The sequence below is a fragment of the Streptomyces argenteolus genome (assembly GCF_042902585.1).
Classification (GTDB): Bacteria; Actinomycetota; Actinomycetes; order Streptomycetales; family Streptomycetaceae; genus Streptomyces; species Streptomyces argenteolus.
The window spans coordinates 347,706-369,078 of record NZ_JBIBEG010000005.1 but is presented as its reverse complement, the minus strand read 5'-3'; the positions used below and the strand labels follow the sequence as shown (position 1 = coordinate 369,078).

The window sequence follows — 21,373 nt, the reverse complement described above, 5'->3', positions numbered from 1 at the left end:
GTGAGCAAGAAGAAGGATGTCCCCGGAGGAAGCGGTGCCGCACGCGGCGCCGCCCGTCTCGACGACTCCGGTCACGACGGGCGCGCCGTCTCGCGGCGTCGGCTGATCGGCGGCGTGGGAGCCGCGGGCGCGGCAGGACTCGTCCTGGGCGCGGCCGGCGGCGTGGGCGGTTATGCCGCCGCTCAGGACGACGAGGCGACCGCTCTGACCACGGTCGGCTCGACCCAGGCGGTGTTTCACGGGAAACATCAACCGGGGATCACCACTCCGCTTCAGGCCCGAGGCCATCTGGTCGCCTTCGACCTGGCAGCGGGTGCGGGCCGCAAGGAGGCCGCCGCCCTGATGCGCCGCTGGTCCGCCGCGGCCGAGCGGCTGATGGCCGGTGAGCCGGCGGAAGGCGGCCGGGGGCACGACACCGGGGTGGCCCTGGACGCCGGGCCCTCCTCCCTCACCGTCACCTTCGGTTTCGGGCGCACGTTCTTCGCCCGTACCGGCCTGACCGGCCGCAGGCCGGCCGCCCTGGACCCGCTGCCGGCCTTCTCCTCCGACCACCTCGACTCCCGCCGGTCCGACGGCGACCTCTGGGTGCAGATCGGTGCGGACGACGCGCTCGTGGCCTTCCACGCGCTCCGCGCCCTGCAGAAGGAGGCCGGATCGACGGCCCGGGTCCGGTGGCAGATGAACGGCTTCAACCGCACCCCGGGTGCCACGGCCCGTCCGATGACGGCGCGCAACCTCATGGGGCAGGTCGACGGCACCAACAACCCGAAGCCGACCGAGAGCGACTTCGACGAGCGGATCTTCGTGCCGTCCGGCGGCTCGGCGGAGAGCTCCTGGATGGCGGGAGGCTCGTACGCCGTGGTCCGCCGGATCAGGATGCTCCTGGACGACTGGGAGGAGCTCACGGTCACGCGCCAGGAACAGATCATCGGGCGCCGCAAGGCGGACGGCGCCCCGCTGAGCGGAGGGTCGGAGACGACCGCGATGGACCTGGACAAGAGGGGTCCGGACGGGAAGCCGCTGATCGCCGCCAACGCGCATGCCCGGATCTCCTCCCCCGAGAAGAACGGAGGCGCCGCGATGCTGCGCCGCCCGTTCTCGTACCACGACGGCATCTCCGAGGACGGCACCCCGGACGCCGGGCTGCTCTTCATCTGCTGGCAGGCCGATCCGTTCAAGGGGTTCATCCCCGTGCAGCGCAAACTGGACCGTGGGGACGCTCTCTCCCCGTTCATCCGGCACGAGGCGAGCGGGCTGTTCGCCGTCCCGGGCGGCGCGGCGGCCGGGGAGTACGTGGGGCAGCGGCTGCTGGAGGCGTGAGGTGCGGGAGCTTCCGCCGGGGGCGCGAGGCGCGCAGGCCTGTCCCGGCGCCCCTTAGGCTGACCGCATGTCAGCCACGCGCTACGCCTACCTCGGTCCCGAAGGCACGTTCACCGAGGTGGCCCTCCGCACCCTCCCCGAAGCCGCGACCCGCGAACTCGTCCCCATGGTCTCGGTTCCGGCCGCGCTGGACGCCGTGCGGAACGGGGAGGCGGCGGCGGCACTCGTCCCCATCGAGAATTCCGTCGAGGGCGGGATCAGCGCGACGCTGGACGAGCTGACCACGGGCGCTCCCCTGATGATCTACCGCGAGGTGCTGCTCTCGATCACGTTCGCGCTGCTGGTGCGCCCCGGGACGAAGCTGACGGACATCAAGACCGTCACGGCCCACCCCGCCGCACAGCCGCAGGTCCGCAACTGGATGGCGGCCCATCTGCCCAGCGCGCTGTGGGAGTCGGCGGCCTCGAACGCGGACGGCGCCCGGCTGGTGCAGGAGGGGCGCTACGACGCCGCCTTCGCCGGCGAGTTCGCCGCCGCGACCTACGGGCTGGAACCACTGGTCACGGAGATCCACGACGCGGAGAACGCGCAGACCCGCTTCGTGCTGGTCGGGCGTCCGGCCAGGCCGTCCGCACCTACGGGGGCCGACAAGACGTCCGTGGTCATCTGGCTCGGCGACGACCACCCGGGTGCTCTGCTCGAACTGCTCCAGGAGTTCGCCGTACGAGGGGTCAACCTCATGCTGATCCAGTCCCGGCCCACTGGAGAGGGAATCGGCAACTACTGCTTCGCCCTGGACGCCGAAGGCCACATCGCGGACCGCAGGGTCGGCGAGGCCCTGATGGGGCTGAAGCGGATCTGCCCCAATGTGCGCTTCCTCGGGTCCTACCCCCGTGCCGGGGTGGCGCCCGAGGACGTACGCGCCCTGCGGGTCGGGACGTCGGACAGGGACTTCGCGGAGGCGTCCGACTGGCTGGCCCGCAGCCAGGACGGCCGGGCCTGAAGGCCGATGCCGTTGCCGTGACCATGTCCTGCGCCGGGCCGCCGGGACGGTGGGCGGCCGGGAGACGCGGCGGCGGGGTCTCCGGCGCGGCTCCGGACAGAGCCGCCGTTACGGGGCCGGGCCTCCTGGGGAAGCCGTCCAGGCCTTCCGGCGCGGAGGCTGCTGCGGTATCCACCGGTCCTGTCCGCCGACCGCCGTTTCACACAGAGTTATCCACAGGGCAGGCCCCACGCCTGGGGACAAGTCGACACCGCAAGGCGACATGGTCGACAAATCACCCAGGAGCCCTAGATCACCCACCACTCCACAGCCCCGCCTGTGTCGCCCCAATTCCGTAGATCAACTCTTTGGAACGAGGAATACCCACCCGAATGAGTGCACGGATGGGGTTTAGGGGGTGAATCCCTGGCACATCTCGCCAGTTTCGGAACGATCCCTTCCGGCATCCACAGATCTTCTTCACAGCCTGTGGATAACTAATTGGATCACCTGGAACCTGTGGACAACACGTCACACCGTCGCCCTCAACTCCCCGCCCCCGCACCGCTGATGCGTCAAACATCCAGCGCGGCTGTTCCCTTTTCGAGGCAATGGGACCCTTTTATTGACGAGCGGTGCCCACCACCCGGCCCTGATTCCCCTCGACCTTATTGATTCCGGCAATTCGGGCAAAGCGCCACGCACGTCGATATCGGTTCGAGCAGCGGACAGCCGCACCGGTAGCCTTGAGGGGTGATTGACCTTCGCCTGCTCCGTGAGGACCCCGACCGTGTTCGCGCCTCCCAGCGCGCCCGTGGAGAGGACGTCGCACTCGTCGACGCCCTGCTCTCCGCCGACGAGCTGCGCAGGTCGTCCGGCGTCCGCTTCGACGAACTCCGCTCCGAGCAGAAGTCGCTCGGGAAGCTGATCCCCAAGGCCACCCCCGAGGAGCGCGCCGAACTCCTCAAGAAGGCCGATCAGCTCAAGGCCGACGTCAAGGCGGCCGACGCCGCCCAGGACGAGGCCGACGCCGAGGCCAAGCGGCTGCTCCTCCAGCTCGGCAACATCGTCCACGAGGACGTACCGGTCGGTGGCGAGGAGGACTTCGTCGTCCTGGAGACGCACGGCACCATCCGTGACTTCGGGGCGGAGGGCTTCGAGCCCAAGGACCACCTCGAACTCGGCGAGGCGCTCGGCGCCATCGACATGGAGCGCGGCGCCAAGGTCTCCGGATCACGCTTCTACTACCTCACGGGCGTCGGCGCACTGCTCGAGCTCGCCCTGGTCAACGCGGCGATCGCGCAGGCCACCGAGGCAGGGTTCGTCCCCATGCTGACCCCCGCGCTGGTACGCCCGCGCGCCATGGAGGGCACGGGCTTCCTCGGCCAGGCCGCGGAGAACGTCTACCACCTGGAGAAGGACGACTACTACCTCGTCGGCACGTCGGAGGTTCCCCTCGCGGCGTACCACATGGACGAGATCATCGACGCCGACAAGCTGCCCCTGCGGTACGCGGGCTTCTCCCCCTGCTTCCGCCGTGAGGCCGGGACGTACGGCAAGGACACCCGGGGCATCTTCCGGGTCCACCAGTTCGACAAGGTCGAGATGTTCTCGTACGTCGACCCCGCGGACGCCGAGGCCGAGCACCGCAGGCTCCTGGACTGGGAGAAGCAGTGGCTGACCGGCCTGGAGCTGCCGTTCCAGGTGATCGATGTCGCCACCGGCGACCTGGGAGCGTCGGCCTCGCGGAAGTTCGACTGTGAGGCGTGGATCCCGACCCAGGGCAAGTACCGCGAGCTGACCTCCGCGTCGAACTGCGACGGTTTCCAGGCGCGCCGGCTCTCCGTCCGCATGCGCGACGGCAAGAAGGTCCAGCCGCTGGCCACGCTGAACGGCACGCTCTGCGCCGTACCGCGCACGATCGTCGCCATCCTGGAGAACCACCAGCTGCCCGACGGCTCGGTGCGGGTGCCGGAAGTCCTCCGTCCGTACCTGGGCGGGCGCGAGGTCCTGGAGCCGGTCTCCAAGTGACGTTCCCCTACAAGCTCGTCGCCACGGATCTCGACGGCACCTTGCTGCGCGACGACCACACGGTCTCCGAGCGCACCCGTGAGGCGCTGGCCGCGGCCACCGCGGCCGGCGCGGCACACATCGTCGTCACCGGACGGGCGGTGCCCTGGACCCGGCACATCCTGGACGACCTGGGCTACGAAGGCCTGGCCGTCTGCGGGCAGGGCGCGCAGGTCTACCACGCCGGCGAGCACAAGCTGCTGACCTCCCTGACCCTGGACCGGCAGCTCGCCGGGCTCGCGCTGTCCAAGATCGAGGCGGAGGTCGGTCCGCTCGCGCTGGCCGCGAGCCGCGACGGACTCCAGGGCGAGGTTCTCGTCGGCCCCGGCTACCGGGTGCAGGAAGGGCCGCTCCCCACCCACCTCATGGACGACCCGGCCGAGATGTGGACCGCTCCGCTGAACAAGGTCTACATCCAGCATCCGGAGCTCGACGACGACGCCCTGGCCGAGGCCGCGCGGCAGGCCGTCGGCAGCCTGGTGAACGTGGTCATGGCCGGCCCGGGTGTGGTGGAGATCCTGCCGCTGGGGCTGAGCAAGGCGACCGGTCTCTCCCTGGCCGCCCGGCGGCTGGGACTCAAGGCGTCGGACACGCTGGCGTTCGGTGACATGCCGAACGACATCCCCATGTTCGGCTGGGCGCAGCACGGCGTGGCCATGGCCAACGCCCATGACGAGCTGAAGGCCGTGGCGCACGAGATCACCGCGTCGAACGAGCACGACGGCATCGCGGTGGTGCTGGAGGAACTGCTCCGGACGGCCTCGCGCGTGTGAGCGGTGGCCGGGGGCGCTTGCCGCTCCCGGCCCACGCGCGTGTGCGCGGTACGGCGCCGGCGTTCCCGGGCCCCGCGTGTACGCCGGGAGAAGGGTGACGCTGCCCGGGGAACGTGTGCGCGGTACCGCCGGGCGCCGGGCGGCGCTTCCGGGCCACTGCGGAGGATGCGCGGATCGAACGCGCGCGGGGCTCGCACCCCGACGACGGCTTAGCAAGCCGCTGCCTTACCACTCGGCCAATCCTCCGGGAGGGTGGCCGCGCGATGCGCGCCGGGCCACCCTGGGGGTCCTGCCGCGGGCGGCTGATGAAGCTACCGCGGAGCCGGCTGCGGACCACCCTGCCGGGAACACGACGGACTCGGACTCCTGGTCATCGCCGCGCTCCTCTCCCGGTACCGGTGACCGGCGTCTCGCACGCCGTCCCCCTCACTGTGCCCGAGGCCGCGTCCGGGGGCCACCGGTTTTCTCCGCGGCGTGCCCGGTGGCGTCAGCCGCTCCTGCGGCGGCCCAGCTCCCTCAGCACGTCGGTGAGTTCGTCCATCCGGGCATCGAGCCGGGCGACGTCCTGGGCGACATCGGTGAGCCGGAGGCTGATGGCACCGACTGCGTGACGTCCAGCTTCGGGTCGAGGGAGTCGAGCCGCCGCGACATGCGGCCGAGTACGGGACCCAGCTCCTGGAGCGCACTCCCCACGCCGGCGAGACACCCCTCGATGCGGGTGACACGGCGGTCGAGGGATACGTAGGAGGCCGCGAGGTCCTCCTCCTCGTCGAGCAGGTGGGTCCGGACACTGCGCGCGATGTCGCTGTCGCGGAGAAGCATGGCGACGTTGAGCACGGTCCTGCGGGTGTAGAGCCGAAGGTGCGTGACCCCCTGTGGACCACTCCCCTCCCCACTCGCGCGCGGGGGCACCGTGGCGCCGTGGATGGATCGCAGCTCAGCGCCGCGCAGCACCCTCATGCCGTTGCCCGCCAGCTCCCGCTGGTGCCGGTCCGTCAGCTTCCGGACCGAGGCTGTGGATACTTCGAAGTAGCGAGCCACCTCCTCCGTGCGCAGGTGCATTCCGTCGGGGAGCATGACAAGGATCTTCACCTTGTCGAGAACCTCGACCCGCCGCATGTGCTCGCCTCGGAGGGCCGGGGATTCGAGCAGGGCGACTTCCGTGGGCATGGGCATGCCTTCCGTGCGCAGGGACGACGGCAACGGCCCTGTCCCCGGGCTGTGAGGGCGGAGGACGCTCACGGTTGCCACTCACTCGATGACCGGCCCGGGGGGCGTCACCCCACCGCTGCCGGCCTTCCCCACATTCACGAAAGCTCGACGCCACGGATTCCAGCTGCCTCCACGCACTCGGCCCAACGAGCCGATAACCGCACAGTTACGCCGCTTTCCGTCCGCTCACAGGACGGCCCCCGCCCGGAGGGGGCGGGAGCCGTCCGGCGAGGGCGCGGTCTCACTCTTCGCCGGCGAGCTTGAGCGCCCTCAGCTTCTGGCCCGCGTACCACGTGGCACCGACGGTCACCGCGACCAGCAGCACCGTCGCCAGCGGAAGCCCGACATCCGCGGTGACCAGGCCGTCCCCGGCGACCTTCTCCGCGAGCGAGAGGGACCACTGCTGCACGCTGAGGGTGCGGGCTCCGGGCACCAGGCTGCCGAAGAGCGCCTCCCACACGAGCGCGTACACCAGACCGAAGACCACCGCGTGCCGGCTGACGGTGCCGAGCAGCAGGAACAGCGCGCTGTACGCGATCGAGGCGACGAGCGCCGCGATGGTGTAGGCGACGGCGATCTGGCCGCCGTTGCCGTTGAGGACGAGGCCGGCGACGAAGGTCGGCAGGGCCGAGAAGAGCATCGTGACGGCGACGGCGACGATCAGCTTGGTCAGGATGATCGTGGGCCGCTTCACCGGCTTGGCCAGGAGATAGACGATCGAACCGTCGTCGATCTCCGGACCGATCGCACCCGTCCCGGCGATGACACCGATCAACGGCACCATCGTGGCCAGGGCGAATCCGCCCAGCACGCCGGAGGCCACACCGTCGTCGGCTCCGGCGAACGCCCGTACCGCCACCGAGATGGCGACCAGGAGGACGGGCAGGACGAACAGGATGGCGGCCCGGCGCCGGCCGAGCAGGGCCCGGTAGGTGAGCCGGGCGACTGTGGGGTCGTACATGACGCTTCACAGCTCCTTTCAGGCCACTACTCAGGCCGCTACGAGATAGGAAAAGACCGATTCGAGGGACTCGTCGGACGGGGAGACGGTCAGCAGCCGGATCCCCTGGTCACGCGCCACCTTCGGCAGCAGCGTGGTGAACCGGCCGAAGTCGACCGCCTGGATGCGCAGGGCCTGTTCGGTCACGTCGACCTCGATCCCGGCCGTCGACGGGTCGGCGATGAGCGCGGCGGCGAGGGCCCGGTCGTCGCTGGAGCGGACGAGATAGCGGTGCGGCCGGTCCGTCATCAGCCGACGGATCTTCCGGAAGTCGCCGGACGCGGCATGGCGGCCCGCCACGATGACCTCGATGTGCGAGGCGAGCTGCTCGACCTCCTCCAGGATGTGCGAGGAGAAGAGCACCGTACGGCCCTCGGCGCCCATGCGGCGCAGCAGGTCCATCAGCTGCATCCGCTGACGCGGGTCCATCCCGTTGAACGGCTCGTCGAGCAGCAGCACCGAGGGGTCGTGGACCAGCGCGGACGCCATCTTGACGCGCTGGCGCATGCCCTTGCTGTACGTCGAGATCTTGCGGTCCTGGGCGTACTCCATCTCGACCGTGGCCAGCGCCGTCCGCGCCGCCGCCTCACCCAGTCCGTGCAGCTCGGCATTGGCCACGACGAACTCCTTGCCGGTCAGGAAGTCGTACATCGCCTCCCGCTCCGGCACGATCCCGATGGCCTTGTAGACCGCCTCGTTGCGCCAGATCTGCGTACCGTCGAGCGTCACCGTGCCGGTCGACGGCGCGAGGAAGCCGGCCATCATGTTGATCAGCGTGGACTTGCCGGCGCCGTTGGGGCCGAGCAGACCGGTGACACCGGGGCCCACGGTCATGCTCACGTCGTTGACGGCGACCACGTTCCCGAACCAGCGGGAGGTGTGGTCGATCTCGATGGTGGTCACAGCCCGACCCTCCGGTAGCGGCGCATCAGCACGGCGTACGAGCCGAGGACGAGCGCGAGGACAACGATCAGATAGGCGACACCGGCGGCGGCTCCGGGGCCCTCGCCTCCGGGGAAGGCGGAGGAGGCACCGAGGAAGGCGGTCTGCACCCCGTCGATCAGCGTGATGGGGGAGAACAGCCCGAGCCAGGTGATGGCGTCCGCGGAGTCCGTCTCCCAGGCGATCGCCTGGACCGTGGAGACCGCGCCGTAGGTGATGGTCAGGACGGCGATCACCGCGGCGACTCCGAAGCCCCTGCGCGGTGTCAGCGCGGCGACCACCAGTCCGAGGCCGGCGAACAGGACGGAGAGCAGTGCCACCGAGACCATCCCCTGTCCGAAGCCCTTGGTCTGGTCGGCGAAGTCGAACTTCGCCAGCAGCGCGCCCACGTAGAGGATGACGAGCGGCAGCCCGGTGAGGATGAGCAGGGCCGAGGCCATGGCGGCGAACTTCGCGACCACGTAGTCGACGCGCTCGATCGGACGCGAGAAGTACAGCGGCACACTCTTGAAGCGCAGGTCCCTGGACACCGACTGCGGCGCCTGGGAGGCGATGAACAGCCCGATCACGGCCTGCAGATAGATCGCGAAGGCCGTGTACTCGATGGGGAGCTTCGTCATGCCGGGTGTCGCCATGGCGACCGCGACAAGGATCAGTGCCACCAGGCACATGACCCCGCACAGAAGCATCGGCAGCACCTTCGACTTGGCGGACCTGCCCAGCCCGAACGAGCCCCGCAGGGACTGCGAGTAGAGCGAACGGCGGGCATAGGCCCTGCCCAGCCGGACACCGAGGTACGAGCGGTAGCCGATGTTGTGGATCCGGGAGGTCTCGCTCCCGGCCGCGTTCCTGGTCTCAGCGCTCATCGCGACCGCTCCCCTTCTGCTGTCCGGCGCCCGCTGCCGCCACCACGGCCGCCCGGGGTGCCTCTTCGGTGCGGAAGACCTCGGCGATGCGGTGGCGCCGCTGTTCCATGCGGACGAGCCCAAGACCGAGCCCGGCGACGCTGTCGACCACCAGGTCGTACGTCTCCTCGCCCGTCGCCTCCACCAGGAGGATGTGCCCGGCACCGGGCAGACCCTCGGTGTCGAGACCGTCGTGCCCGACGAGCTTGATCCCGGCGCCGGTGAGGACCTCACGCAGGGCGGCCGTCCCGTCGGGGTGGGTGTCGCTGTCGGTGACCTCGACGGCCAGCGTGGTGGTGGTCTGGGTGAAGTCACTGGTGGAGCTGGACCGCAGCAGGGTGCCGCCGTCGATGACGACGACGTGGTCGCAGGTCCGCTCCAGCTCCCCGAGGAGGTGCGAGGTGACCAGCACCGAGATCCCGAAGTCGGTGTGCACGCGGCGGATCAGGCCCAGCATCTCGTCGCGTCCGACCGGGTCGAGACCGTTGGTCGGCTCGTCGAGCAGGACGAGCTTCGGGTCGTGGACCAGGGCCTGCGCCAGCTTCACGCGCTGCTTCATGCCGGTCGAGTAGCCCCCGATGGGACGGTAGCGCTCCTCGTACAGGCCGACGTGGCGCAGCGTGTCCGCCGTGCGCTCCCGCGCGGCGGTCGGCGGCAGTCCGGACATCCGCGCCATGTGCACGACGAACTCGGTCGCCGACACGTCCGGCGGCAGGCAGTCGTGCTCGGGCATGTACCCGACCCGTTCCCGGATCGCGGCGCCTTCGGTGGCGACGTCGAGCCCGAGCACCGCGGCCCGGCCTTCGGTGGCGGGGGAGAGACCCAGAAGGATCTTGATCAGTGTGGACTTGCCGGCCCCGTTGGAACCCACCAGGCCGGTCACACCCGGTCCGATGTCCAAGGAGAGCCGGTCAAGCGCGGTCACCCTCGGGAACCGCTTGCTCAGGCTTTCGATTGCGATCACAGTCACGTCTACGAAGGTAGTGGCGCACGCCACTGGCGTCGTCAGACCAGACGGCTGTATCGGCGTCCGACTCCAGGTGTAGGGACCCGTAAGGGGACCCCACGGAGGGTGGACCCACCGCGGTGTCCGGCCACCGGGCACAGAAAGGGACATGTCCACAGGGAGTTGTCCACAGGTTCCGGGCATCCCTTGACGCGGCGGCCCGGCAATTGCCACATTCGTCGGTGTCACGTTACGGACGCGTACCGCGACGCCGGCACAGGGACGAGGAGACGGCGTGGATCTGCGAGACGCGCGCGAGCGCTGGGTTCGTACGGGTGGAATCGAGCTATGCGTGGCCGAGTTGGGCGATCCGGCCCGGCCGACGGTCGTGCTGGTGCACGGCTATCCGGACAGCAAGGAGGTCTGGTCCGAGGTCGCGCGGCGGCTGGCGGACCGGTTCCACGTGGTGCTGTACGACGTGCGGGGCCACGGCAGGTCGACGACCCCCAAGCCGCTGCGCGGCGGCTTCACCCTGGAGAAACTGACCGACGACTTCCTCGCCGTCGCGGACGCGGTGAGCCCGGACGGGCCGGTGCACGTGGTCGGCCACGACTGGGGCTCGGTGCAGTCGTGGGAATTCGTGACGGTGGAGCGGACCAAGGGCAGGATCGCGTCCTTCACCTCGATGTCCGGGCCGTCCCTCGATCACTTCGGGCACTGGATCAAGCGCCGGATGTCCCACCCCAGCCCGCGCCGGGTGGGGCAGTTGCTCGGCCAGGGAGCGAAGTCCTGGTACGTCTACGCGCTGCACACCCCAGTGCTGCCCGAGCTGGCCTGGCGCGGCACGCTCGGCAGGCAGTGGCCGCGCATCCTGCGGAGGATGGAGAAGGTGCCCGCGGACGGGTACCCGACGTCGTCCCTCTCGAAGGACGCGGCCCACGGCGCCTGGCTGTACCGCGACAACATCCGCTCGCGGCTTCGCCGGCCGCGGGCGGACGCGTACGCCCACGTACCGGTCCAGCTGATCATCCCTACCGGAGACGCCTTCCTCTCACCGGTGCTCCATGACGACCTGGAGGAGTGGGCGCCCCGACTGGTCCGCCGCAGCCTGCCGGCCAAGCACTGGGTCCCGCGCACCAGGCCCGGCCAACTGACCTCGTGGATCTCGGAGTTCGTATCGGCCGTGGACGCCGGACAGTACGACGTGGCGGAATCTGTCCCGGCCGGTCCGGCGCACTCCGTTCCGGCGCCGGGGCGCGCCACAGGCCCCCACGCGGACCGTTTCGGGGGCCAGTTGGTCCTCGTGACGGGAGCCGCCTCCGGCATCGGACGCGCCACCGCCCTGGCCTTCGCGGCGGCCGGCGCACGGCTGGTGGCGGTGGACGTGGACGAGGAGGGAGCGGCCCGGACAGCGGAGGCGGCCCTGCGCGTCGGCGCCGGCGCCGCGTGGGCCGAAGTGCTGGACGTCCGGGACGAGAAGGCGATGGAGGAGCTCGCCGAAAGACTCTCCTCCCGGCACGGCGTCGTCGACGTCCTCGTGAACAACGCCGGCATCGGGCTGTCGGGTTCTTTCTTCGACACCACCAGCGAGGACTGGCGGAACGTTCTCGACGTCAACCTGTGGGGGGCCATCCACGGCTGCCGGATCTTCGGAGGCCAGATGACGCGCCGGGGGCAGGGCGGCCACATCGTCAACGTCGCCTCCGCAGCGGCGTATCAGCCTTCCCGTGCGCTGCCCGCGTACAGCACGTCCAAGGCCGCGGTCCTGATGCTCAGCGAATGCCTGCGTGCCGAACTCGCCGGACAGGAGATCGGCGTCAGCGCGATATGCCCCGGCTTCGTCACGACCGGCATCACCGCGACGGCGCACTTCGCCGGAGCCGACGACGCGGAGGAGGCGCGCCTGCGTACACGAGCCGGGCGGCTGTACGGCCTGCGCAACCACCCTGCGGAGAAGGTGGCTCACGCAATCCTCGAAGCCGTGGTGCACAACCGCGCCGTCGTGCCCGTGACACCCGAAGCACGGGCGGCGCGTCTGCTGTCCCGGTTCGGCCCTTCGGTCCTGCGCGGGGTGGCGCGGGTGAAGCCGCCGCTGTGACGTACGCGGAGTTCAGCTCTCGGGGCCCTAACGCCGGTCTGTGCAGGTCGTTTTCATTTGAGGCCGCCACGGGGTGCTGCAACTCGTGCGCTGCCTAGCGCCCGTTGGCGTTCCGGCCCGCTGGAGCCCCGCGTTGAGCCGCTTAACGTGCCTTTTCATTACAAAGCGCCTCATAATAGGGTTAGTTACGCAAATGGGGTGTAATGCGCGTCAGTTGTCCACAGCAGCGCCAAAAAGCCTGTGGATAAGGCGAGTTGGCTGTGGATCAAACCTTCGATCGGTCATGAATTCCGAGAACGCCGAGTGAAATCGGGGTGCGTCAGGGGCCGCGGGCACGGGACGCTGACGGCATGGACGAGAAACGCACCGTCAAGGTGTCCAAGTACCTGTCGAAGCATCTGCGGCACCGACCGGAACGGCTGGGAATCACCCTCGATCCACACGGCTGGGTGGAGGTGGACGAGTTGCTGGGAGCGTGCGCCCGGAACGGCTTCACGATCACTCCGGAGGAGCTCGACCACGTGGTCGCGGTGAACGACAAGCAGCGCTTCGCCGTCGACGCCGGACGCATCCGTGCGAACCAGGGGCACTCGGTCACCGTGGACCTCGACCTGCCCCCGGCCGCGCCGCCGTCGTACCTCTACCACGGCACCATCGCCCAAGCTCTCGACAGCATCCGGTCCGAAGGGCTGCGCCCCATGAACCGGCACCACGTCCACCTCTCGCCCGACCGTGCCACCGCCGTGCGCGTCGGCGCCCGGCGGGGCGTGCCGGTCGTCCTCTCCGTGGACGCGGGCGCCATGCACCGGGCGGGGCACCTCTTCCATGTCAGCGCCAACGGGGTGTGGCTCACCGACGCGGTGCCGCCCGCGTTCCTGCGTCTGCGCGAATGACTCCCCGCACCGCCGGTCCGCCCGGGGACCGGACGCCCCTCTGCCGGTGACCGGTTCCCCCTGCCGGCGGTCGGCCGGCTCCCACCGCAGTCAGCGCTTCATGCCGCCCAGTCCCGCCCGCAGATCGTCGAGGTTCATCGCCGGCTGCAGGCTGACGCTGGAGTTCGCGTGGAACAACGGCTCCAGGAGGGGCGGCATCTGGGCGGAGTCCTCCATGTCGAACACCATCAGGCAGGAGCGCTGCCCGTTCCGGAGCGTGAAGTACGCCGCTTCCGGCTTGAGGTGCTCGACGATCTCCTCGATGACCTTCGGCAGGGTTCCGTCGGACACCGCACGGTTGGCGGTCTCGGTGTCCATCTGCGCGGTGAGCAACATCCTCATGACGACCATTTCCTTCCTGCGGACCCCGGCGGGCGCCGTGCACACCTGCGCGGGCATGACCGGCGAGGCTCCCCTCCAGCGTCGCCCCGGCTCTCCTCCCCGGCAACCACTGCCACCCGGCCCGTCCGGCGTTCCTCCCCGCCCGGAGGCCCGAGGCGACCCACGAAGCCCTCGAGCCGTCGCCGTAGAGTCGGGGTATGACCTCCTCGCGCCGACTGAGCACCGTGATCCTGCCCATCCACCGCTGGAACGACGGCGGCCGGGCCCTGTGGGCGCGCGCCGAGGACCTGGGTTTCCACGCGGCGTACACCTACGACCATCTGGCGTGGCGCACCTTCCGCGACGGCCCGTGGTTCGGAGCGGTCCCGACCCTGACCGCCGCAGCGGCGGCCACCGAGCGGCTGCGCCTGGGCACTCTGGTCACCTCACCCAACTTCCGGCACCCGGTGACGCTCGCCAAGGACCTCATCACCCTCGACGACGTGTCCGACGGACGGATCACGCTCGGCATCGGCGCCGGCGGCAACGGCTTCGACGCCACCACGCTGCGCCGTAGCGGTGAGGAGCCGTGGACGCCGAGGGAACGCGCCGACCACTTCGAGGAGTTCGTGCCGATGCTCGACCGTCTGCTCCGGGAGCCCTCGGTGACGCACGAAGGGAGGTTCTACGCCGCCAACGAGGCCCGGAACATCCCCGGCTGCGTACAGCGGCCGCGGCTGCCCTTCGCGATCGCCGCCACCGGGCCGCGTGGACTCGAGCTCGCCGCCCGGTACGGCCAGGCGTGGGTGACCACCGGTGACCCCAAGCTGTTCGAGGCCGGCACCCCCGAGCAGTCCGTGGCAGCCATCCGCGGCCAGATCAGCCGGCTGGGCGCGGCCTGCGAGGAAGCCGGGCGGGACGTCTCCGAGCTGGACAAGATCCTCCTCACGGGCTTCACTCCGGACCGTCCGCTCCAGTCCTTCGACGCCTTCGTGGACTTCGCGGGGAGGCACTTCGAGCTGGGCTTCACCGAGATCGTCGTCCACTGGCCCGTACCGGACTCCGGCTTCGCCGCGGACACCGAGGTCTTCGAACGCATCGCCACCGAAGGAACGGCTCAGCTCGCCTGACGCCTCACCAACCCCGTCCGGGCCGGGCCGCCAGGCGCCCGGCCCGGCGGGCGAACGGGACATTCCGCCCCGACCGGAACGGCGCTCCCGTCGGGCGGCCGGAGCGGGAACCGTCCACCCGGTACACCCCGCGCCGTTGTCATATGCCTTGGTCATGTACCCCAGTTCAGGGGCTTGTGCTCTCAAATGTGCGCCCCTCTGCACGCCCGTGCGACGTGTACGGGAGAATGAGCGGGTGACCTCAGCCTCCGACTCGCCCCTTCCTGCCGTGACCCGCCTGATCGCCACCGATCTGGACGGCACTCTGCTGCGCGACGACAAGACCCTGTCGGACCGGACGATCGCCGCACTGGCGGGGGCCGAAGCCGCGGGGATCGAGGTCTTCTTCGTCACCGGCAGGCCCGCCCGCTGGATGGACATCGTCAGCGCACACGTCCAGGGCCACGGCATGGCGATCTGCGCGAACGGCGCCGCTGTCGCCGATCTCCACGAAGGACGGCTCGTCGAGGTCTTCCCGCTCGACCGTGCGGTCGCCCTGGACGTGGTCGCGGCGCTGCGCGAGGCCGCCCCCGGCGTGTCGTTCGCCGTCGAACTGGCCACCGGCATCCACTACGAACCGGCCTACCCCCCGTTCCACATGGACCCGGGCGCCACGGTCGCGGTCGCGGAGAAGCTGCTGTACGAGGAGACCCCGGGCAGCGGAACTCCGGTCCTCAAGGTCCTCGCCCATCACCACGAGATGGCCCCGGACGCCTTCCTCGTGCTGGCGCGCGAGACCGCCGGGGACCGCGCCTCCTTCACCAGGTCGAGCCCCACCGCGCTGCTGGAGATCAGCGGTCCCGGCGTCTCCAAGGCGGCGACGCTCGCCGCGTGCTGCGCCGAGCGCGGGATCGCCGCGGAGGAGGTGGTCGCCTTCGGTGACATGCCCAACGACGTGGAGATGCTGAGCTGGGCGGGCGCCTCGTTCGCCATGGGCAACGCCCATCCGGCCGCGGTGGCCGCCGCTTCCGGGGTGACACTCACCAACGACGAGGACGGTGTCGCGGTCGTCATCGAGCGGATCCTCGCCACGCGCTGAGACCGCGCGCCGGGACCACCCGCTGCGACCGCGCGCTCAGGCGACCCGCTGAGCCCACGCGTCGGGACCACCCGCCGCCCCACGCCCTGAGGCCACGCACCGGGCCGACGGACCGGCTCGTCGCCACGGCCCCGCTCTCTGCGGCCCGTCAGAGCGGCACCTGCCAGATCACCGTCGTACCGCCGCCGTCCTGTCCCGCCCCCGGCCCGAACCAGCTGGAGCCGCCCAGCGATTCCGCGCGCCGCGCGAGGTTGCGCAGACCGCTGCGCCGGCCGCCCTCCGGGATGCCCACCCCGTCGTCCGTGACCGAGAGCCGTACCGCCTCACGGCCGTCCGGCAGCACGGCGGTCGCGTCCACGCCCACCTCGACGCGGGAGGCCCCGGCGTGCCGGAAGGTGTTGGACAGCGTCTCGCGCAGCGCGGCGATCAGGTTCTTGCCCGCGAGCTCCCCCACGAGGGAGTCGACGGGGCCGAGGAACCGGTGCGACGGCGTGAACCCCAGGGGCACGGCTGCCATGTTGATCTCCCGCAGCACCCTGGTCCGCAGCCCGGACGGCGCCTCGGCCGGTTCCTGCTGCAGCGCGAAGATCGCGGTGCGGATCTCCTGGATGGTCACGTCCAGCTCGTCGACGGCCCGCCCGATCCCCTCCCGCACGGCCGGGACCGGCGAGCGCCGCTGGGCTCCCTCCAGCGTGATCCCGGTGGCGAACAGGCGCTGGATCACCAGGTCGTGGAGGTCCCGGGCGATCCGGTCCCGGTCCTCGTATACGGCGAGCCTCTCCCGGTCCCGCTGGGCCTCGGCCAGCTTCAGCGCGAGTGCCGCCTGCGCGGCGAAGTGCGCCGCCAGGGTCCGCTCCGTCTGCGTGAACGGCCGCCCTCCCCGCTCACGCGGAATGGCGAGCGCCCCCAGCACCCGGCCGCCGCTGCGCAGGGGGAGCAGCATGTGCGGGCCGAACTGGTCGGCCAGTCTGGTGATCATGCGTGAGTCGGTGGCCGGGTCGTCCAGGAAGACCTCCTCCCCCCGGAGAAGCGCCGCCACCACAGGGCTGCGCGGCGGAACGATCACCCCGAGGGAGCCGGCCGGCTTGTCCCCGGCCACGGCGACGACCTCCAGGCCTCCTTCCGCGGCGGGGAGCAGCACGATCCCCGCCGCCGCGTCGGCGAGGCGCCGGGCCTGTTCGGCGACGACGGTCAGGGCCTCGTCGGCGTCCCCACCCGAGAGGAGAGCGGTGGTGACGGCCACCGAACCGTTGATCCACCGTTCGCGCTGCCGGGCGGCCTCGTACGTCCGCGCGTGGGCGATGGCGATCCCGGCCTCCGTGGCGAGGACCCTCAGCATCTGCAGTTCGTCCTCGCCGAAGGCACCGCCGTCCAGCTTCTCCATCACGTAGAGATTGCCGAAGATCTTGCCCTGGACCCGGATCGGGACACCGAGGAACGTCCGCATCGGCGGATGGCCCGGCGGGAAGCCGCAGAAACGCGGGTCGGCGGCCAGGTCCTCCAAGCTGATGGGCACGCCCTGCGTGATCAACGCGCCGATGAGCCCGGTGTGGCCGTCGGGCGGACGGCCGACGGACCCGGCGGTCCCTTCGGGGACGCCGTAGGTGACGAAGTCGCAGAGGCTCTCTCCCGGCTTGTCGACGACGCCGATGGCCGCGTACCGGGCGCGGGCGAGCTCGGCCGCGGTCTCGCAGATGCGTTCCAGGGTGGAGTGGAGCTCGAGTCCCGTGCCGACGGACCTGGTGGCTTCCAGAAGGGCGGGGACGCGGGAGGTCAGCTCGGCGGAGAGCCCACGAAGCCTCGCGGAGGCCGGCCGCGAGGCTTCGGGCGGATCCTTCGGTTCCTGCTCAGGCATGCCCCGAGCCTAATAAGCACCGAATGGACCGGAAAGTCGGAACAGGCCGGGTCCACCGTGGTCCGGCCGATACGAGAACTCGGCGCACGTCCACCGCCCGCGGACCAGAACCGGCACCCGGAGCCGGTGCCCGGTCCGCAGCCCCGGACCGCGCCCGAAGCAGGTCCCCAGCCGTCACGCCCGGCCGGGTTCACCGCCCTCAGGCCCGTACGGGCACCGCCTGCACCAGCCGTGCCGCCTCCCTCTCCGTCCGCACCGGCTCCTGCTCGCGTTCGAGCATCCGGCGCAGTGGCCCGTCCTGGCCGGCCAGAGCGGCGTACGGACCCCGCTGCACCACCCGGCCGCCGTCCAGCACCACGACCTCGTCCACCGCGTCGAGCCCTGCGAGCCGGTGCGTGATCAGCACGGTCGTGCGCCCTCGGGTGGCGGCCAGCAGATCCTCGGTCAGCGCGTCGGCCGTGTCCAGGTCGAGGTGTTCCGCCGGCTCGTCGAGGACGAGCACGGGGAAGTCGGCGAGGAGCGCGCGGGCCAGTGCCAGTCTCTGCCGCTGCCCGCCCGAGAGCCGGGCCCCGTGCTCGCCCACCAGCGTGTCGAGGCCTTCAGGCAGCGACTCGGCCCAGTCGAGCAGCCTCGCCCCGGCGAGAGCGTCGCGCAATTGGGCGTCCGTCGCACCGGTGCGGGCCAGCCGCAGGTTCTCGCGGATGGAGCTGTCGAAGACGTGCGCGTCCTGGGCGCACAGCCCGACGAAGCTCCTCACCGTGTCCCCGTCCAGGTCAGAGGCCTCGACACCACCGAGGCGGTACGTCCCCTCCCGGGCGTCCAGGAACCGCAGCAGTACCTGTGCGAGCGTCGTCTTGCCCGATCCCGACGGGCCCACGACCGCCACCCTCCTGCCGGGAAGCAGGGTCAGGTCCACCGAGGACAGGGCATCGCGCCCGGCGCCCTCGTACCGCGCGGACAGGCCTCGCACCTCGAGCGGGAAAGGGGACTCCGGCGCCGTCGCGGGCTCGGCCGGTTCCACGACCGGCACGGGGGCGTCCAGGATCTCGAAGACCCGCTCCGCGCTCCGCTTCACCCGCTGGCGGTACTGCACCGCGAGCGGCAGCCCCGTGACCGCCTCGAAGGCCGCGAGCGGGGTGAGGACGACGACGGCGAGTTCGACGCCCTCCAGCCGCCCGTCGAACACCGCCGGAAGCGCGACGACCGTCGCCGCCACCACGGTGAGCCCGCAGATGAGGGCGGAGAGCCCGCCCCCCAGCGCTGTGGCGGTGGCCGCACGGGAGGTGATCCGCGTGAGGACGGTGTCGGCGGAGCGCATCTGCCCCTTGCGGGCGCCCAGCGCACCCGCGACGGTCAGCTCGGCCGTCCCGCCGAGGAGATCGGCGACCCGGACGGCCAGCGCGGCCCGGGCCGGGGCCAGCCTGCGCTCGGCACGCCGGGCACAGGCACCGGTGAGCCACGGCACCCCCACGCCCGCGAGGAGCAGCCCGGCCGCCAGGACAGCACCCGCCTCCGGAAGCAGCCAGCCGACGAACCCGACGGAGGCCGCCCCGACCGCGAGCGCGGTACCGGCGGGCAGCAGCCACCGCAGCCAGTAGTCCTGCAGGGCGTCCACGTCCGAGACCAGCCGCGACAGGAGGTCGCCCCGGCGCGTCGTCCGGAGGCCGGCGGGCGCGATGCGCTCCAGCCCGCGATAGACGGCGACCCTGAGTTCGGCGAGCATCCTGAGCACCGCGTCGTGGGACACCAGACGCTCGGCGTAACGGAAGACGGCCCGGCCGATCCCGAACGCCCTGGTCGCGGTGACGGCGACCATCAGATACATCACGGGAGGCTGCTCGGAGGCGCGCGAGATCAGCCATCCGGAGACGGCCATCAGGCCGACGGACGATCCCACGGCGAGGCCACCCAGCAACAACGCCAGGCCCAGCTTGCCGCGCTGGGAGCCGGCGGCCTCGCGGACGCGTGCGAGCACCCGGCCGCCTGCCCTCGGGGCGGTCTCCTTCAGCAGCGCGGCACCGGTCCTCTCCGCGGGCCGCGCGTCCGTGAGGTCGTCGTCCGGGCGGCCTGGGAGGGGGAGACCGGCGGAGGTCGCAGCATCAGCGGCATCCGCACGAGCTGCCGCCCGCGCCGGCGGACTGCCGGGCTCCCCCGGCGCGAGCTCCACCACCCGGTCCGCGACGGCCAGCAGCGCCGGCCGGTGCACGACGAGCAGCACGGTGCGCCCGGCCGCCAGCCGCCGCACGGCGTCGACGATGCCGGCCTCCGTCTCCCCGTCCAGGCTCGCCGTCGGTTCGTCGAGCAGGAGCAGCGGCCGGTCGGCGAGGAACGCCCGCGCCAGGGCGATCCGCTGACGCTGGCCCGCCGAGAGCCCGGCGCCCTCCTCACCCAGCGGTGTCCTGGGGCCGTCCGGCAGGGCGGCCACGAAGTCGTGCGCGCCGGCGTCCCGCAGGGCTGCCAGGACCGCGTCGTCGTCGGCGTCGGGGCGGGCGAGCCGCACGTTCTCCGCGATCGTCCCGGCGAAGAGATGCGGACGCTGGGGCACCCACGCGATCTGTTCCCGCCAGAGTCCGGGGGAGAGGGCGGAGAGGTCGGTCCCCCCGACGGTGATCCGGCCCTCGTCGGGCACCGTGAATCCCAGAACCACGTTGAGGAGGGTGGACTTGCCGACCCCGCTCGGGCCGACCAACGCCACGGTCTCTCCCGGCTCGACCACGAGGGTCGCAGCGTCCAGCGAGGGATCCACACGGCCCTGGTGCCGGACCGTCACACCCTCCAGCTCCAGGCGCAGCGACGGCGGCACCTCCTGGGTGCCACCGGCGGGGACCTCGGTCTCCAGCACCGCGAAGATCTCCTCCGCGGCCGAGAGTCCTTCCGCGGCAGCGTGGTACTGCGCGCCGACCTGGCGGATCGGCAGATACGCCTCCGGCGCCAGGATGAGCACCACCAGCCCCGTGTAGAGATCCAGCTCTCCGTGGACGAGCCGCATACCGATCGTCACCGCGACCAGGGCCACGGACAGCGTCGCGAGCAGTTCGAGGGCGAAGGACGAGAGGAAGGCGATCCGGAGCGTCTTCAGCGTGGCCGTGCGGTACTGCGAGGTGATCGTGCGGATCGACTCGGCCTGCGCCTTGGCCCGCCCGAAGACCTTCAGGGTCGGCAGCCCTGCGACCACGTCGAGGAAGTGCCCCGAGAGCCGCGACAGCAGCCGCCACTGACGGTCCATACGGGACTGGGTGGCCCATCCGATGAGGATCATGAAGAGCGGGATCAGCGGCAGCGTCACCACGATGATGGCCGCCGACACCCAGTCCTCGGTGACGATCCTGGCGAGGACCGCCACCGGCACCACGACCGCGAGGCCGAGCTGGGGCAGATAGCGGGAGAAGTAGTCGTCGAGTGCGTCGACGCCTCGGGTGGCCAGGGCGATCAGGGATCCGGTGCGCTGCCCGCTCAGCCAGTCCGGGCCCAGGTCCGCCGCGCGTTCCATGAGCCGTCCACGCAGCTCGGACTTGACCGCGGAGCTCGCCCGGTACGCGGCCAGTTCGGTGAGCCAGGCCACGAAGGCCCGCCCCAGCGCGACCGCTGCCAGCAGGAGCAGCGGGGTGCGGAGTCCGGCAGCGGTCAGTCCGTGCTCGAAGCCGCCCACCACCACCTCCGCGATGAGCATGGCCTGGGCGATGACCAGAGCCGCTCCGACCAGTCCGAGCCCTACCACGGCGGCCAGGAAGAAGCGGGTGGCGCGGGCGTAGCGGAGCAGGCGCGGGTCGATCGGTTTCACGTGAAACAGCTCCCCAGTGAGCTCATGT

15 protein-coding genes, 1 tRNA gene and 1 pseudogene are annotated in these 21,373 nt (G+C 71.2%); 8 read left to right on the top strand and 9 right to left on the bottom strand.

Annotation, left to right across the window (positions count from 1 at the left end; genetic code table 11):
- The 4 genes from efeB to ACFY8O_RS20390 all read left to right on the top strand — a co-directional run bounded on the left by efeB (position 1) and on the right by ACFY8O_RS20390 (position 5,145).
- Positions 1 to 1,320 (top strand): iron uptake transporter deferrochelatase/peroxidase subunit, encoded by a 1,320-nt coding sequence (gene efeB, locus ACFY8O_RS20405; RefSeq protein WP_387904266.1) that lies wholly within the window; start codon positions 1 to 3, stop codon positions 1,318 to 1,320.
- A 67-nt stretch (positions 1,321 to 1,387) separates the two neighbouring features.
- Positions 1,388 to 2,323 (top strand): prephenate dehydratase, encoded by a 936-nt coding sequence (gene pheA / locus ACFY8O_RS20400; RefSeq protein WP_387904264.1) that lies wholly within the window; start codon positions 1,388 to 1,390, stop codon positions 2,321 to 2,323.
- Between the two features lie 732 nt (positions 2,324 to 3,055).
- On the top strand, positions 3,056 to 4,333 hold the full coding sequence (gene serS / locus ACFY8O_RS20395) for a serine--tRNA ligase (RefSeq protein ID WP_145807893.1): 1,278 nt from the start codon (positions 3,056 to 3,058) through the stop codon (positions 4,331 to 4,333).
- Positions 4,330 to 5,145, top strand: coding sequence for an HAD family hydrolase (locus tag ACFY8O_RS20390; RefSeq protein WP_387904262.1), 816 nt, complete (start codon positions 4,330 to 4,332; stop codon positions 5,143 to 5,145). The genes serS and ACFY8O_RS20390 overlap by 4 nt, the downstream gene beginning before the upstream one ends.
- A 159-nt stretch (positions 5,146 to 5,304) precedes the next feature.
- Here the strand turns inward: ACFY8O_RS20390 and ACFY8O_RS20385 are convergent.
- The 6 genes and pseudogenes from ACFY8O_RS20385 to ACFY8O_RS20360 all read right to left on the bottom strand — a co-directional run bounded on the left by ACFY8O_RS20385 (position 5,305) and on the right by ACFY8O_RS20360 (position 10,174).
- Positions 5,305 to 5,391 (bottom strand) — tRNA-Ser (locus tag ACFY8O_RS20385).
- A gap of 241 nt (positions 5,392 to 5,632) precedes the next feature.
- Positions 5,633 to 6,315: pseudogene (locus tag ACFY8O_RS20380) on the bottom strand (hypothetical protein).
- 283 nt (positions 6,316 to 6,598) lie between these two features.
- The gene (locus ACFY8O_RS20375) at positions 6,599 to 7,318 is read right to left on the bottom strand and encodes an ABC transporter permease (protein WP_145807899.1); all 720 of its coding nucleotides are present in this window, start codon (positions 7,316 to 7,318) and stop codon (positions 6,599 to 6,601) included.
- 30 nt (positions 7,319 to 7,348) lie between these two features.
- Positions 7,349 to 8,260, bottom strand: coding sequence for an ABC transporter ATP-binding protein (locus ACFY8O_RS20370; RefSeq protein WP_145807901.1), 912 nt, complete (start codon positions 8,258 to 8,260; stop codon positions 7,349 to 7,351).
- Positions 8,257 to 9,165: an ABC transporter permease gene (locus ACFY8O_RS20365; protein WP_387904257.1), complete on the bottom strand. Its 909-nt coding sequence runs from the start codon at positions 9,163 to 9,165 to the stop codon at positions 8,257 to 8,259. The genes ACFY8O_RS20370 and ACFY8O_RS20365 overlap by 4 nt, the downstream gene beginning before the upstream one ends.
- Complete coding sequence (locus tag ACFY8O_RS20360; RefSeq protein WP_387904255.1) at positions 9,155 to 10,174, bottom strand: ABC transporter ATP-binding protein; 1,020 nt, start codon at positions 10,172 to 10,174, stop codon at positions 9,155 to 9,157. Before ACFY8O_RS20360 ends, ACFY8O_RS20365 begins: the two co-directional genes overlap by 11 nt.
- A 271-nt stretch (positions 10,175 to 10,445) precedes the next feature.
- Between ACFY8O_RS20360 and ACFY8O_RS20355 the strand changes: the two genes are divergently transcribed.
- Both ACFY8O_RS20355 and ACFY8O_RS20350 read left to right on the top strand, forming a co-directional pair.
- Entirely contained in the window at positions 10,446 to 12,248 is a 1,803-nt protein-coding gene (locus ACFY8O_RS20355; protein ID WP_387904252.1) for an SDR family oxidoreductase, read from the top strand.
- Between the two features lie 350 nt (positions 12,249 to 12,598).
- Positions 12,599 to 13,141 (top strand): RNA 2'-phosphotransferase, encoded by a 543-nt coding sequence (locus ACFY8O_RS20350; protein WP_387904249.1) that lies wholly within the window; start codon positions 12,599 to 12,601, stop codon positions 13,139 to 13,141.
- 90 nt (positions 13,142 to 13,231) lie between these two features.
- Here the strand turns inward: ACFY8O_RS20350 and ACFY8O_RS20345 are convergent, their stop codons facing one another.
- Positions 13,232 to 13,522, bottom strand: a complete 291-nt coding sequence (locus tag ACFY8O_RS20345) for a hypothetical protein (RefSeq protein WP_145807909.1) — start codon at positions 13,520 to 13,522, stop codon at positions 13,232 to 13,234.
- Positions 13,523 to 13,719: 197 nt separating this feature from the next.
- On the opposite strand from ACFY8O_RS20345, the gene ACFY8O_RS20340 reads away from it, so the two are divergent.
- Together ACFY8O_RS20340 and ACFY8O_RS20335 are read left to right on the top strand one after the other, a co-directional pair.
- Positions 13,720 to 14,631, top strand: coding sequence for an LLM class flavin-dependent oxidoreductase (locus ACFY8O_RS20340; protein ID WP_145807911.1), 912 nt, complete (start codon positions 13,720 to 13,722; stop codon positions 14,629 to 14,631).
- A 235-nt stretch (positions 14,632 to 14,866) separates the two neighbouring features.
- Complete coding sequence (locus ACFY8O_RS20335) at positions 14,867 to 15,709, top strand: Cof-type HAD-IIB family hydrolase (protein ID WP_387904244.1); 843 nt, start codon at positions 14,867 to 14,869, stop codon at positions 15,707 to 15,709.
- A gap of 148 nt (positions 15,710 to 15,857) precedes the next feature.
- On the opposite strand, the gene ACFY8O_RS20330 is transcribed toward ACFY8O_RS20335, so the two are convergent.
- Both ACFY8O_RS20330 and cydD read right to left on the bottom strand, forming a co-directional pair.
- On the bottom strand, positions 15,858 to 17,564 hold the full coding sequence (locus ACFY8O_RS20330; RefSeq protein ID WP_387904241.1) for a sensor histidine kinase: 1,707 nt from the start codon (positions 17,562 to 17,564) through the stop codon (positions 15,858 to 15,860).
- Between the two features lie 199 nt (positions 17,565 to 17,763).
- A complete protein-coding gene (gene cydD, locus ACFY8O_RS20325; RefSeq protein WP_387904238.1) occupies positions 17,764 to 21,345 on the bottom strand; it encodes a thiol reductant ABC exporter subunit CydD in 3,582 nt (1,193 codons plus the stop codon).
- Between the last annotated feature and the right edge of the window lie 28 nt (positions 21,346 to 21,373).

Excerpts from the sequence above, each read along its gene's own strand:
- ACFY8O_RS20375 (WP_145807899.1), bottom strand. The coding sequence starts at position 7,318 with ATGTACGACCCCACAGTCGCCCGGCTCACCTACCGGGCCCTGCTCGGC.
- ACFY8O_RS20350 (WP_387904249.1), top strand. The coding sequence starts at position 12,599 with ATGGACGAGAAACGCACCGTCAAGGTGTCCAAGTACCTGTCGAAGCAT.
- ACFY8O_RS20330 (WP_387904241.1), bottom strand. The coding sequence starts at position 17,564 with ATGCCTGAGCAGGAACCGAAGGATCCGCCCGAAGCCTCGCGGCCGGCC.
- ACFY8O_RS20365 (WP_387904257.1), bottom strand. The coding sequence starts at position 9,165 with ATGAGCGCTGAGACCAGGAACGCGGCCGGGAGCGAGACCTCCCGGATC.
- ACFY8O_RS20345 (WP_145807909.1), bottom strand. The coding sequence starts at position 13,522 with ATGAGGATGTTGCTCACCGCGCAGATGGACACCGAGACCGCCAACCGT.
- ACFY8O_RS20340 (WP_145807911.1), top strand. The coding sequence starts at position 13,720 with ATGACCTCCTCGCGCCGACTGAGCACCGTGATCCTGCCCATCCACCGC.
- pheA (WP_387904264.1), top strand. The coding sequence starts at position 1,388 with ATGTCAGCCACGCGCTACGCCTACCTCGGTCCCGAAGGCACGTTCACC.